This is a genomic window from Acrocarpospora sp. B8E8, from assembly GCF_039871605.1.
Lineage (GTDB): Bacteria > Actinomycetota > Actinomycetes > Streptosporangiales > Streptosporangiaceae > Acrocarpospora > Acrocarpospora macrocephala.
Genome location: NZ_JBDPLV010000008.1, coordinates 82681 through 96121 on the forward strand (window position 1 = coordinate 82681; position 13441 = coordinate 96121).

Annotated in this window: 9 protein-coding genes; 5 read left to right on the plus strand and 4 right to left on the minus strand. The window is 68.5% G+C overall.

Going from position 1 to position 13441, the window contains the following annotated elements; genetic code table 11:
* The first annotated feature begins 3 nt into the window (after positions 1-3).
* On the plus strand, positions 4-1701 hold the full coding sequence (gene treZ / locus ABGB08_RS09865) for a malto-oligosyltrehalose trehalohydrolase (RefSeq protein WP_347588628.1): 1698 nt from the start codon (positions 4-6) through the stop codon (positions 1699-1701).
* Here treZ and ABGB08_RS09870 read toward each other — a convergent pair.
* Both ABGB08_RS09870 and ABGB08_RS09875 read right to left on the minus strand, forming a co-directional pair.
* On the minus strand, positions 1660-2235 hold the full coding sequence (locus ABGB08_RS09870; protein WP_347588630.1) for a DUF523 and DUF1722 domain-containing protein: 576 nt from the start codon (positions 2233-2235) through the stop codon (positions 1660-1662). The two genes, treZ and ABGB08_RS09870, sit on opposite strands and share 42 nt — an antisense overlap.
* Before the next feature lie 78 nt (positions 2236-2313).
* On the minus strand, positions 2314-3270 hold the full coding sequence (locus tag ABGB08_RS09875; RefSeq protein ID WP_347588632.1) for a MerR family transcriptional regulator: 957 nt from the start codon (positions 3268-3270) through the stop codon (positions 2314-2316).
* Between the two features lie 363 nt (positions 3271-3633).
* Between ABGB08_RS09875 and ABGB08_RS09880 the strand changes: the two genes are divergently transcribed.
* Positions 3634-4410: an SAM-dependent methyltransferase gene (locus ABGB08_RS09880; protein WP_347588634.1), complete on the plus strand. Its 777-nt coding sequence runs from the start codon at positions 3634-3636 to the stop codon at positions 4408-4410.
* Between the two features lie 24 nt (positions 4411-4434).
* Positions 4435-4974, plus strand: a complete 540-nt coding sequence (locus tag ABGB08_RS09885; RefSeq protein WP_347588636.1) for an MOSC domain-containing protein — start codon at positions 4435-4437, stop codon at positions 4972-4974.
* 94 nt (positions 4975-5068) lie between these two features.
* Here the strand turns inward: ABGB08_RS09885 and ABGB08_RS09890 are convergent, their stop codons facing one another.
* Positions 5069-6991 carry a glycosyltransferase gene (locus tag ABGB08_RS09890; protein ID WP_347588638.1) on the minus strand — a complete coding sequence of 641 codons (1923 nt, stop codon included), beginning with the start codon at positions 6989-6991 and terminating at the stop codon, positions 5069-5071.
* A 107-nt stretch (positions 6992-7098) separates the two neighbouring features.
* Between ABGB08_RS09890 and ABGB08_RS09895 the strand changes: the two genes are divergently transcribed.
* Both ABGB08_RS09895 and treS read left to right on the plus strand, forming a co-directional pair.
* Positions 7099-8805 (plus strand): asparagine synthase-related protein, encoded by a 1707-nt coding sequence (locus tag ABGB08_RS09895; protein ID WP_347588640.1) that lies wholly within the window; start codon positions 7099-7101, stop codon positions 8803-8805.
* A 152-nt stretch (positions 8806-8957) separates the two neighbouring features.
* The gene (gene treS / locus ABGB08_RS09900; RefSeq protein WP_347588642.1) at positions 8958-10601 is read left to right on the plus strand and encodes a maltose alpha-D-glucosyltransferase; all 1644 of its coding nucleotides are present in this window, start codon (positions 8958-8960) and stop codon (positions 10599-10601) included.
* Between the two features lie 453 nt (positions 10602-11054).
* Here treS and ABGB08_RS09905 read toward each other — a convergent pair whose 3' ends face one another.
* Positions 11055-13376 carry an FtsX-like permease family protein gene (locus ABGB08_RS09905; protein ID WP_347588644.1) on the minus strand — a complete coding sequence of 774 codons (2322 nt, stop codon included), beginning with the start codon at positions 13374-13376 and terminating at the stop codon, positions 11055-11057.
* Positions 13377-13441: the final 65 nt, after the last annotated feature.

Consider the following 13441-nt stretch of genomic DNA (forward strand, 5'->3'; position numbering starts at 1 on the left):
GATATGTACGAAGTCTGGGCGCCCCTGGCGACACGCGTCGAAGTGGAATCCGGGCGCAACAGACGGGACATGTCTCTGGAAAACGGCTGGTGGCGGGCACCGGGGGATGAGCACGGCGTCGATTACGCCTTCTACGTGGATGGTTCCGGGCCGTTTCCCGATCCGCGGACCCGGCGGCAGCCGTACGGGCTGGAGGGTCCGAGCCGGGTCTACGAGCACGCCAGATTCACCTGGGGCGACCAGGACTGGCGGGGCCGTCATCTACGCGGTTCGGTTATTTACGAAATGCACGTCGGGGCGTACACGCCGGAGGGAACCTTCGAGGCGGTCATCGACAAGCTGGGGCACCTGGTCGATCTGGGTGTCGACTTCGTGGAGTTGATGCCGGTCGCGCCCGTGCCCGGCCGCCGGAACTGGGGCTACGACGGCGTGGACCTCTACGCCGTACGCGAGGACTACGGCGGCCCCGACGGCCTCAAGATCCTCGTCGACGCCTGCCATCAGGCGGGCCTTGGCGTGATCCTCGACGTCGTCTACAACCATCTCGGGCCTTGCGGGAACTACCTCTCCAAATTCGGGCCTTACCTGCACGGCTACAAGGGCTCGTACTGGGGCGACGCCGTCAATCTGGACGGGCCGCACTCCGACGAGGTGCGCCGCTACTTCATCGAGAACGCGCTCCAGTGGCTGCGCGACTATCACGTCGACGGCCTGCGCCTGGACGCCGTGCACGCCCTGCACGACAAGCGCGCCGTGCACTTCCTCGAAGAACTCGCCGACGAGGTCGAAGCCCTGTCCACCGTGCTCGGCCGCCCGCTCACCCTCATCGCCGAATCCGACCTCAACGACCCCGGCCTGATCACCCGGTACGGCCTGGACGCGACCTGGAACGACGATGTGCACCACGCCCTGCACTCGGCCGTCACCGGCGAAACCCACGCGTACTACGGCGACTTCGGCTCGCTGGCGGCCGTCGCCAAGGTGATGACCTCGGCGTACTTCCACGACGGCGGCTACTCCACGTTCCGCGGCCGCTCCCACGGCCGCCCCGCCACCGGCGTCTCCGGGCACCGTTTCGTCTGCTGCGTCCAGAATCATGATCAGATCGGCAACCGCCCGCTCGGTGACCGGATGAGCCCAGAACAGCTCTGGCTGGCCGCCGGGCTGCTGCTGACCTCGCCGTTCACGCCGATGTTGTTCATGGGCGAGGAGTGGGGCGCCCAAACGCCGTTCTACTTCTTCACCGACCACTACGACCCCGTACTGGCCGCCGGGGAAGGCGAACGCCGCCGCCGCGAGTTCGAAAGCTTCGGCTACGACTGGAAAGCCCCCGACCCGCAGGACGAAACTACCTTCCTCCGCTCAAAACTCGACTGGTCAGAGCCTGCCGAGGACGGCGCGGCCTCCCTGCTCGGCTGGTATCGCGACCTCATCGCCCTCCGCAAATCCCACCCCGACCTGGCCGACCCCCGCCTCGAACGCGTCCACGTCCGCTACGACGACGACCGCCACTGGCTGGTCATCGAACGCGGCTCCATGCGAATCGCCGCCAACCTCGGCCACTTCCCGGTCCCGATCCGCGTAGCCCCCGGCCACGTCCTGCTCGCCTCGGACGAGGGCACCACGCTGACCGGCTCCGACCTGTACCTGCCGCCCTTGTCACTGGCCATCGTGCACGTGGTCGCGCAGCCGAAGCTCTGACGGGTACGGCGCGAAGTAGGTCTGGCCGCGCACATACTGGGCTTCTTCGCCACAGGCCTGATGCAGCAGCATCGCCGTAGGCACGCAGAGCGGCACCTGCCTGCGCGCATAGGCCGCGATCGCCTCCGCCAGGTCGGCCCGGCGAACGGCGTCCAGCGCGTTGCCAATCATGCCCAGGCATTGCTGCAGCACGTTGACGTTTCGCCGGATGCTCGCCCGCCGGCTGAACGTCCGCTGGAACACTTCGGCGTAGGCCATCCGGGGGTCTCCGCGCCCCCGCTCCAGCCGCAGCGTCTCCCGAGGTGTGCCCAGTCCGGCCTCCATCTCCGGACAGACATGCACCCACTCGACGAACGGATCCAGTTCATTGGCGAGGAATCGACTCTGACTGTGCCCGCCGTCGTACCGGACGGGCTCCCCGAGCAGGCAAACTCGACACGGCGACCCGCGGCCGGACGCCGACGCCCGATCCATGGCGGCCGAAATGTGAGCCCGGTAACGCTTCGTCACCGCGTCCTGCTCAATGAACGACATGGTGACCCCCTAGCTGAGAATTTACTCAAAACCTATTCATGCCTGCTCGCGACGAACCATGCAACCGCGCGAGACAGCTCAGCGCAGCAGGCCCACAATCCGAATGATCGCCTCGTTCATCGAGGTCAGATGCCTTATTTCAGGCGGCAACTCCCGCCAGCCCGGCCCACCCGTCATGATCGGGCTGGGTGGCCGGAGCACCGGCAGCCGGGTCAGCGGCCCCGGATTCCCCGTCTCGGCCAGCTGCGACCAGACAAAGACCACTGCAGGATTCAGCCGCCGCATCGCGTCCCCCAGCGCCGAGAACGGCGTACGCGCCCCCAGTACCCGCACCTCCACCGAATGCTCCGACGCTAGGGCGGCGGCCAGCGCGAACACCGGCAGACTGTGCTGCTCATCCTCGGCACAGGCCAGCATGACCGGCCGGGGATTGATCGGCCGCGCCGGCCGCCCGATCAACGCGGTGAACGCGGCCATGAGCCGCTCGGAGAACACATGCTCGACATCGACCCCCACCCCCGTGGCCGCCTGCCGCCTGCTGATCACCGCGAACGCGGGCAGAACCAGCCGATCCCACGTCTCGGTGACCCCAAACCTCCCCAGCCCGGACTCCAGCGCGTCCGCCACCGACCAGCTGTCCAACGCCATCGCGGCCCGCGCAAGCCGCCCAGCCTCCTGCTCAACCGAGCGCTCCCGGCGATCGACCGCCGGCCGCGCGCCCTCACTGACCGGCCTACCGACGTCCCGCCGATCCACCGGCGCGCCCCGGTCCTCCTGGGCCTTGTCTGGAACCGAGCGGATCCGAAGCGCCGCCTGCGCGGCCTCCGCCGGCGGCGCCCCCGCCTTGATCAGCCGGTTCATCTCCTCCAGCCGGGTCAGATCAAGCGCCCCATAACGCCGATGCCCCCCCGGACTTCGCGAACTCGGACCGATTCCATAGCGGAGATTCCAGGTGCGCAGGGTGGGCGCGGGCACACCGAGTCGCCGCGCCACTGCGCCGATCCCGTAGCTCAGACCACCCTGCGATTCATCCATGTACGCATCCGATCGACCCGCCGCGCTGGGGGCATGACTGGAACGAGGACCAAGATATCGCTGGCACTGATCCGCGGGACGGCGGGCGCGGCTGTATCGGGTTAGGGAAGCGCCGACATCGGGAGTTTCTGCAAACTTTCAAGTCCTTGCGCAAAGTTCTCTAGAGAACTTGCCTCTACCCACTGAAGGGTTTGCGAGGAGAATCGGGTCAACGCAACCACCCTTGAGGTGGGCATTCCAGACCACTGGGCATCAAATTAACACAAAGTCAAATGGACAGTCAATATTTCCTCGGGCAGCGCATGCGGGCGGCTGCGCGGGCATTGCCGCTGATTCGGGCATTGGGCGCGATACGATGCGCGCATGGCCGACCGCAAACCTCCCGGTGGTGTGGACGTTACGACGCCCAACTCTGCGCGGATCTATGACTTCATGCTTGGGGGCAAGGACAACTTCGCCGCGGATCGCGCCGCTGTGGAGGAGATCCTCAAGGTGTTTCCTGAGTCCAGGGAGGGGGCCAGGATCAACAGGAAGTTCCTCGGGGATGTTGTCAGGTTCATGGCGCGGGACCAGGGGATTCGGCAGTTCGTGGATGTGGGGGCGGGGCTGCCGACCCAGGACAACGTTCATCAGGTGGCCCAGGCGGTGGCGCCGGATGCGCGTGTGGTCTATGTGGACAACGACCCGGTGGTGTCTGTGCATGGGCGCGCGATTCTGGCAAACGTGGCCGGGGTTGCCATGATCGAGGCGGATATCGCCGACGGCGAGAAGATCACGATGGAGGCCGCGCGGACAGGCTTGATCGACTGGTCTGAGCCGGTGGGGGTGCTGATGGTCGCGGTGCTGCATCACGTCGCCGATCCGTACGACCAGGTGGCCAAGATCCGGGAGGCGATGGCGCCGGGGAGTTACCTGGTGGTCAGCCACATGTCCGTGGCGGAATCGCGGCGCGGTGACACCGATCAGGTGAACGACACCTACTCCACGGCGCGGGGCAGCGGGCTGTTTCCGCGGACGGTGGAAGAGATCAACCGGTTCTTCGGGGACTTCGAGCAGCTGGACACCGTCGACTTCATCGACGACGCGGTGTTGCGGAGATTCGCGGCGCTCGGCTGGGGCGGTCTAGCCCGCAAGCCCTGAAATTTCCTGATTTATTCTGAGGCGATGGGACACGTCGAGGCGGTCAGCCGGAGCGGGACGTACACGTTCAGCAAGCCCAGCCAGGAAACGATCCGCCTGCTCGCCGGTCTCGGCGTGGAGGGCGACGTGCATCTGGGTGTCACCGTCAAGCATCGCGGCCGGGTGGCCCGCGACCCGTCCCAGCCCAATCTCCGCCAGGTCCACCTCATCCACGCCGAACTCCACGAAGAACTGGCCGAGGCCGGTTTCGCGGTACGGGCGGGGGAGATGGGGGAGAACGTCACCACCCGAGGCCTGGACCTGCTCGCCCTGCCCACCGGGACCCGGCTCCGCCTGGGCTCCGAGGCCGTCGTCGAGGTGACCGGCCTGCGCAATCCGTGCGTTCAGCTCGACAACTTCCAGCACGGCCTCATGAAAGCGGTCCTCGGCCGCACCGAGGACGGCGAGCTGATCCGGAAGGCAGGTGTGATGGCCGTGGTGATCAAGGGCGGCGATGTCCGCCCAGGCGACCCGATCGCCCTGGAATATCCACCAGAGCCCCACATCCGCCTGGCTCCGGTCTAAGAAGCAGTCACTCGCCGTTATCGGGCGCCGTTCATGCGGGCGGTGGTTCTCACCGCACCGGCGCCAAGAACGGCAGCACGTTCTGTTGGGTGCTTTACAGGAGTGCCAGGGATTCGGCCGGGACGTACCCCTCCAGGGTGGCTGAGCCGAACAGTCTGCCTTCGGCGATGGCGCGGACGCAGACGTAGGAGTAGCGGTCGGCGGAGTAGACGCGGATGGAGTCGGCGCGGGCCTGGCGCATGAGGACTTCGTCCCAGTCGTCGGTGATGTCGGCGAAGCCCAGGTCCTGGAGGGGCTGGCGGCGGGCGAGCAGGGTGCCGCCTGCGACTTCGGCGAGGAAGCGGTGTTCGGTGCCGGGCTGGCGGAGCAGGGTGGCGCCGGCGACCTTGATGTAGCAGGAGGCCTTGCCGACGATGTCGGCGTCGGTGGACGCGAAGTGGCGGAGGGCGTCGGCGAGGTAGTGCTCGCCGTACAGGTCGCGGGAGTCGAAGACGGCGATGTAGTCACCGTCGGCGAGGCGGAGGGCGCGATCGAGGGCGGCGCCGCGGGTGAGCGGGCCGGTGGAGTGGACGACCGTGTCGACACCGAGGGGCTGGAGGGATTTCTCGACGAGCCCGGCGTCCAGGCCGTCGGCGACGATCACCAGCTGTTCGGGGCGGCGGTGCTGCCGGGCCAGCTGGGTGACCAGGTGGTCGAGTTCGCGCGCGCTCGCGACGGTGGCGATGGCGGAGACGACGGCGTCGTTGCGCACGCTGGGGACGCCGATCGTGTCCATGATCGGGTCCAGGAACGGGGTGACGGCGGTGGTCGCGCGCCAGGCCAGGTGGGGGTGGGGGGCGGCGCCGTCGAGCGTTTCGGGGGGCTTGGCGCCGGTCAGGCGGAGTAGGGGCGTGCCGCAGGCCTCGATTTCGGCGATCACGCGGGGATCGGCGTCGACGCCGGCGATCACGAGGGCGGGCTGCCGGTAGGCCGTCAGCACATCGTCATAAGTGGATTTATCGGTGGATGACTGCCCGATCAGTGGCTGCCATTCGCCGTCGACCAGGCCGAGCGTGCGGATTTCGGTGGGGCTCCGGCCGTCCAGGGCGGGGATCTGGTTGTGCACGCGGGGCTGGACGGTGTGCGGGAGCACGCCGACCCGGTCGTGGCGCAGGGCGGACCGCCACTCCCTGGCGCGGGCCTCGGTGGTCGCCAGGACATACTCAAACAACTCCGCGGCCGGGAACGCCTTGCCGACAGAACCGGAGGAATGCCAGAACACGGTCTTCACGCCGCGCTTCTTGCACGCCTCCACCAGGTCGCGCAGCGCGCGCGACTGCCCCTCCAAGGCTTCCAGCCAGCGCCCGCCGTTGCCCTGCCGCGGCCCGGGCCGCACCGACTCGACGAAGAGCACGTGCGGCTGGTGCTCCTCCAGCATGGCCTGCCAGTTCTCGGGGCCGAAGTTGGTGACCTGCCGCCACTCGTACCGCATGAGGGCTTCGGTCTGCCGGTCCACGATCGCCGCGACCGTCAGGTACGGCCGGACCAGCGGCCCCTTCGGCACCACGAACGCCTCGGCCAGCGGCGAGGACATCCCCGGCCCGCGGGGATCCGGGGCGACCGCCGGCACGGTGACCTCCGGCACGACCGGATCCGGCGTGAAATCGGAGCGTTTGGGCGCGGGCCGCTTCTTGACCGGCGCCTTCAGCGTCCTGGCGACCGTGCCCGGGTTCTTGGTCTGGATCGCGTCGCCCAGCTGGGACCACCGGCTGCTCTGCACCGACTCCAGCTTCCACTGCGCCACCTCGGTCTGGTAACGCTGCTCGGCCAGGTTCTTGGCCAGCTGGGCGGCCTGCCGTTCGACCGCTTTCAGCCGGGCTTCCGCCGCTTTCGCCCGGGTCAGGGCGTCGGCTTCGGTCCTGGCGGCTTCGTCCAGCCGCGCCTGATAATCCACGAGCAGCCGGGCCAGTTCGGCGGCCCCCGCAGCCTGCTCGACGGCCTGCGCCAGCGCCTGCCGGACGCTCTCCAGCTCACTCATAGCGGTCACAATATCCGCATACCGGGCACCGGAAGACGTCAATACGACACCAAGGGCACCCCTCACCTCCTTAAACTCTTCGGAACACCGATCAGGAGGGATCAGACGTGCGCAGAGGTGAGTGGCCGGCATTCCTGGCCAGGCCGTATGTGTGCGGTGCTTTCGGGCCCTTCGACCAGTCCCGGCTGGATCTGCTGGCCCGCTCGGGGCCCGCGGTCGAGGCCGCGTACGTCACCCGTGACGCCGCCGTGCTGAGTTCGGGCCCGCTCACGCCGTACGACAGCGGGCCGACGATGGCCGCCTTCTCGTGGGGCGACCGGCAGCCGATCGGCGGCGGCGACTGGCTGCGGGTCGCCGAGACCTACGAGACGCCCGGCCTGATCGACGCGCCGGACGCGGTGACGCTGCACACGGGCGCGTTCGGGCTGATCGACGTCTACTACCTGACCGATGGCGACGCCGTCTACTTCTCCGGCCTGATCGAGCCGCTGCTGGCGCTGGCCCGCCGGCCGTACGAGGTGAACTGGGACGCGTGGGCGGCCATTCTCAAGCTCACCTACCCGTTGCTGGAGGACACGCCGTACGCGCAGATCAAGCGGCTGCCGGGGGCGACGGCGCTGAGCTGGTCGCGGGCCAGGGGGCGGCTGGGTGTGGATCGGCGGGCGCCGCGCTGGGTGCGCGAGGAGCTGTTCGACCGTGGCGTGACCGGTGGGGACATCGTGGCGCTGCTGCACGAGGCGCTCAAGCCGTACGAGCAGGTGCTGGTGCCGGTGAGCGGCGGGTACGACTCGCGGCTGCTGGCCAGCGTGGCGGTGGCGCAGCGCAAGGACATCGTGTCGTGGACGACCAGCCCGGACGACGGGCTGGACAACGACATCGACTTCGCCAGGTACATCACCCGCGAATTGGGCATCGAGCATCGGATCGTGCCGCAGCGGGCCGAGGACTACCCGGACGAGGCGCGCTGGGCGGCGCGGCGGCTGGAGTATCTGACCAGCCATCACGCTTGGTATTCGCCGTTCGCCCGGGAAGTCCACAAGGCGGGGCGAGCGGTCGTGGACGGGCTCGCGGGCGGGCCGCTGATGAAGAACTTCCTGATCACCGCGGACGCGGTGGAGGCGGGGACCGGGCAGAATCGCCGGAAGGCGCTGCTGGCCGCGCTGGCCACCGGCGACCCGCATCTGCCGGTGCTGGGCGAGCGCGCCAGCGCCTGGATGGACGACACGGTGAGCGTGGCCTTCGACCAGGCGACCTCGATGGTGCGCGGGCATCGCAGCGAGCTGCCGCTGAGCGTGCTGCACACCAGGACGGCGCGTGGGATCGCCCGTTCCCCGGTCAATCTGGTCGGCCCAGAGGCGACTCCGGTCTTCCCGTTCCTGTATCCGGAGTTCTTCGACGCGGCGCTGTCGGTGCCGGTGGCCCGGAAGGAGGGCGGGCGCTTCTACCGGGAGATCCTGCGGGCCGCCAACCCGAGGGTGGCGTCGCTGCCGTCGACGAACGGCGCGCTGCCGCACCGGCGGGTGCCGCTGCGGTCGGGAGGTCCGGCAGCCCGTGAGTGGAATCACACGATGCTGGTCAAGGCGGCCAGGATTCCCGGGCTGATGTCTCCGCAGATGCTGGACGTGGTCGCGGCGGGCCCGGACGCGCTGGCGGCGTTCGGATCATGGAATTCGCGTTTTTGGTTGCGCGGTTTAGTGCTTTTCGGTTCCTGGCTGGCGGACTATGAGGACGTTCTCGGAGATCTCACGCCTCCCTGGAGCGCTGGTGAGATAACCCCCAGTAACCGCACGGAAACGCCGGAAAAGCCGCTGTAAGGGCTACGTAACCGTTATATGTCAAGACAGGTCAGATGCTATCTTCTGCGGAGCGCCGCTCTGAGCTGCGGACTTGAACAACACTCCTCCCCGTAAAGCGATGTTCGATGACAGTTGCTTCGCCATGCCCAGAGCCGGCTCCTGACACCCAGATGTCACTTGATCCCGGCTGGTACAAAAGGGCCGTTTTCTATGAGGTTCTCGTCCGCGGCTTCAAGGACTCCAACGGCGACGGCACCGGCGATCTGCGCGGGCTGATCGAGAAGATGGACTACGTGAAGTGGCTGGGGGTGGACTGCCTCTGGCTGCTGCCGTTGTACCAGTCGCCGCTGCGTGACGGCGGCTACGACATCTCCGACTATATGAAGATCCTTCCGGAGTTCGGGGATCTGAGTGACTTCACGGCCATGATCGAGGCCGCCCACCAGCGCGGCCTGCGCGTCATCACCGACCTGGTGATGAACCACACCAGCGACAAGCACCCGTGGTTCCAGGCGTCCCGCGAGGACCCCGACGGTCCTTATGGCGACTTCTACGTGTGGACCGACGACCCGACCACCTACGAGGGTGTGCCGATCGTCTTCGTCGGGGCGGAAGAGTCCAACTGGACCTACGATCCGGTGCGCAAGCAGTACTACTGGCACCGGTTCTTCCACCACCAGCCTGACCTCAACTACGACAATCCGGTCGTTCAGGAGACCATGCTGGACGTGCTCCGGTTCTGGCTGGACCTGGGCGTGGACGGGTTCCGGCTCGACGCGGTGCCGTACCTGTTCGAGCGGGAGGGCACCGACTGCTCCGGCCTCCCGGAGACGCACGCCTACCTCAAGCGCGTCCGCGCCGAGGTGGACGCCAACTACCCCGACCGGGTCCTGCTGGCCGAGGCCAACGGCTGGCCCGAGGACGTGGTCGAATACTTCGGCGACCCCCTCACCGGCGGCGACGAATGCCACATGGCCTTCCATTTCCCGCTCATGCCGCGCATCTTCATGGCCGTACGGCGAGAGAACCGGGAACCCATCTCCGAGATCATGTCGCGGACCCCGAAGCTCCCGGAGACCGCGCAGTGGGGCATCTTCCTTCGCAACCATGACGAGCTCACCCTTGAGCAGGTCACCGAGGAAGAGCGCGACTACATGCACGCCGAATACGCCAAAGACCCCCGGATGCGGGCTTACCTGGGCATCCGGCGACGGCTGGCCCCGCTTTTGGAGAACAACCGCGACCAGATCGAACTGTTCACCGCGTTGCTGCTGTCGATGCCCGGTTCGCCGGTCATGTACTACGGCGACGAGATCGGGATGGGCGACAACATCTGGCTGGAGGACCGGGACGCGGTCCGCACCCCCATGCAGTGGAGCCCCGACCGCAACGCCGGCTTCTCCCAAGCCGACCCCGGCCGGCTCTACCTGCCCGCCGTAATGGACCCGATCTACGGCTTCCCGTCGGTCAACGTCGAGGCGCAGCAACAGAACCCGTCGTCACTGCTCCAGTTCACCCGCCAGATGCTGGAAATCCGCCGCCAGCACCCCATCTTCGGCACCGGCGACTTCATCGAACTCTGGTCCCCCAACCCCGCCGTCCTAGCCTTCCTCCGCGAGGACGGCGACGACCGCGTCCTCTGCGTCAACAACCTCTCCAAACACCCCCAGCCAGTCGAACTAGACCTCCGCCGCTTCCAGGGCTACACCCCAGTCGAATGCCGCGGCGGCGTCCCCTTCCCAACGGTCGGCGAACTCCCCTACCTACTAACCCTGCCAGGCCACGGTTTCTACTGGTTCGCCCTGAAGGGCTAAAAGCGAAGCGCCGGGTTGCTCACCGCAATCCGGCGCCGTTCACGTTCGCGATGCTTCTCGCCGCACCGGCGCCAAGAGGGGCTGGCGGCAGTCCGCCCGGAGCAATAGGTCCCTGGGCAATCAGGACGGGGAATTGTGTTAGCTCCCGCGGCGCTCAGTAGCGGGCCGGTTTCTGCCAACTTGTCGAGCCGCGGCTCTGGCGCGCATGCCGCCGAGCCCGAATCCGCCGAGCGCGGGCAGGGACGTCGGGTCGAAGCTGCGGCCGTCGTCGCGAGCATCCAGGCTCACCTCGGGACTGGGTTGTGCTGGTTCGTCGTGGAGGGTTGGCCCGCTGTCACTCAGGCGCGGGTGGCTCGGCGGGTCGGGATTAAGGCGGCTAAGCGGGCCGCGCGCACCGCGATCCGCATGGTGGTGAGGGTGGTGGGGACTGGCTCTGCTGGTTGTCGTGAAGGGTTAGCCCGCTGTTACTGGGACGCGGGCGCGGGCGGCTCGGCGGGCTGGGATTAGGGCGACTAGGAGGGCTGCGCTTACTGCGATCAGGATGGCGGCGGTGAGGGTGGTGGGGGTTGGGGCGCGGCCGATTCCGGCGCCTACGCCGCTGCCGTGGCCTTCCCAGTCGATCAATGAGCGGGAGAGTAAGGCGCCGGCTGTCGCGCCGGAGAGGACGCCTAGGACGGCGAGGATTCCGGTGCCGGTGACGAGGGTGGCCATGACCTGGCGGGGGGTCAGGCCCATGGCCTGGAGGACGGCGAGGTCGCGGACGTGGTCGCGGAGGCCGAGGGCGCTGGCGGTGAGGAGGTTGGCGAGGCCGATCAGGGCCAGGACGACGATCAGGGCGATAATGATCACGCGGATCACGGCCAGGCGGTCGGCGGGGTTGACGGCCTGGGTGACCTCCAGGCCCTGGAGACGGACTCTGACCTCCTGAGCGTCGGCGCGGTCTTTCAGGACGAGGGCGAAGAAGTGTGGTGGCACGGCGTCCTTGGCGGCCAGGGTGTCGATGCCGAAGGAGAGGACCTCGCCGTCCTGTTCTGGTTCGACGACGCGGCCGACGATGTGGACGATCAGCGGGGTGCCGCCGATGGTGAGGCGGACGCGGTCGCCGACGCGGACGCTGAGCAAGTCGAGCAATCCCTGTCCGGCGACGGCTTCGCCGCGCTCGCGGAACATGCGGCCCTCGGCGACGTGGAACGGGTAGGGGGCGGTGGACGAGCCTAACGCCCGGGTTCGCACCGTTCTGGTCTGCCCGGGGGCGAGCGCGTCCAGCTCGACGCCGGGGTAGACGGCCGCCACGGCGGGGTCAGCCATCGCCCGAACGCGCGCCTCGTCGGCGGTGAGGTCCCCTGGGCGCACGGACAGCGCGGCCGCCTGACCGACTTTCGCGGGATTTTTCGCGAAATCGTCGAGGGTGGCCCAGCAGCCCAGGCCGATCGTGATCATCATCATCGGGAGGGCGAGACCGGCGCTGGTCAGCACGGCGGGGACCCGGCGGGTGAACGCGTCCCGGGTGCCGAGGACCAGCGCGGGCGGGAGCCGTACCAGCAGGGCCAGCCGGGCCAGCCGGGAGAGGCGGCCGTGCGGCGGGATGGCGGGAGCGGCCGGGATGGGGGCGGTGCGGCCGCCGCGCCAGGCGGGCAGCCAGACCGCGATCAGCACGATCAGGATGGTGCCCAGGCCGATGGCGGCCAGCTGGCCGGGGGAGGGCGGCACCCGCAGCGTGGCGGCCGTGATCACATGCCCGGCCGCCAGGCCGATCAGGATGCCGAGCAGCCCCAGCAGCCCGTGTTCGGCCAGCAGCATGGTGGAGACCTGCCGGGGCGTGAACCCGAGCGACTTGAGCGTGGCCAGGTCGCGCAGCTGGCCGAGCACCCGCCCGCCGGTCGCGTTGGCCAGCGCCAGCGCCGCCCCCACCAGGCCCGCCGCCCCGAACAGCGCGAGCAGCAGCCCGAGCAGCCGGTTGTCCAGCTCCATGGAGGCCCGCACCTCGCGCCAGGTCGAGATCCGCTGCACCTGCCCGGCGAGGGCGGTCACCGCCTGCTGCACCACCAGGTTGGTGTCCTCGGGATCGGCCAGCCGGAGCCCGGTGACGTTCTCGCTGCGCCCGGACGCGGGTTCCACCAGGGTGAGCGTCTGCCGCAGCGTCCAGGCCAGGCCGGGCGCCCAGTCGGGATAGAACCCCTGGTCACCACTCTCGGCGACGCCCTTCACGAACAGCGCGTGGGTGGCGCCGTTGAGCCCGGTCACGGTGAAGGCGCTGCCGGGGCGCAGCCCGGTGGCCGCCGCGAACGAACGTTCCACGACCACCCCGTCGGGGTCGGCGGGATCCAGCCAGCGCCCCTCGGTGAGCAGCGGCGTGGCGACCTTCGGCAGCGCGGTGGGAGCCTCCTGCAACGCGACCGGCACCTTCCGGCCGCTCCCCGCCAGCGTCGCGGGCGCGCTGAGGTAGGGCCCGGCGATCTCGGTAACCCCGTTCAAGCTCCCCAATGCCGAAATATCCGGCGCGTCCTTGGTGTGGATCCAGACATGCGCCCCATGCCCCCGCGTGAACAACCCACGCCACGGGTTGGTGCCCTCCTCCAGCAGAGTCGCGGCCGTCACCAGCGCCGCCACGATCCCCGCCACGGCCAGCACGGTCAGCGTGGCCTGCATACGCCTGGCCCGAAGATCCGACCGAATCCACCGCCACTCAGCGATCATCGGCCATCTTCCACCCACGGTGAACACCATGTCGCGCACCGTATCTCCCGGCACCGACAATTCCGCATGGGAGATCATCCGCGGAACTCCACCTCCACGGCACCGACGATTCCCCAGGGAAGATCATCCGCGGGACACCCCCC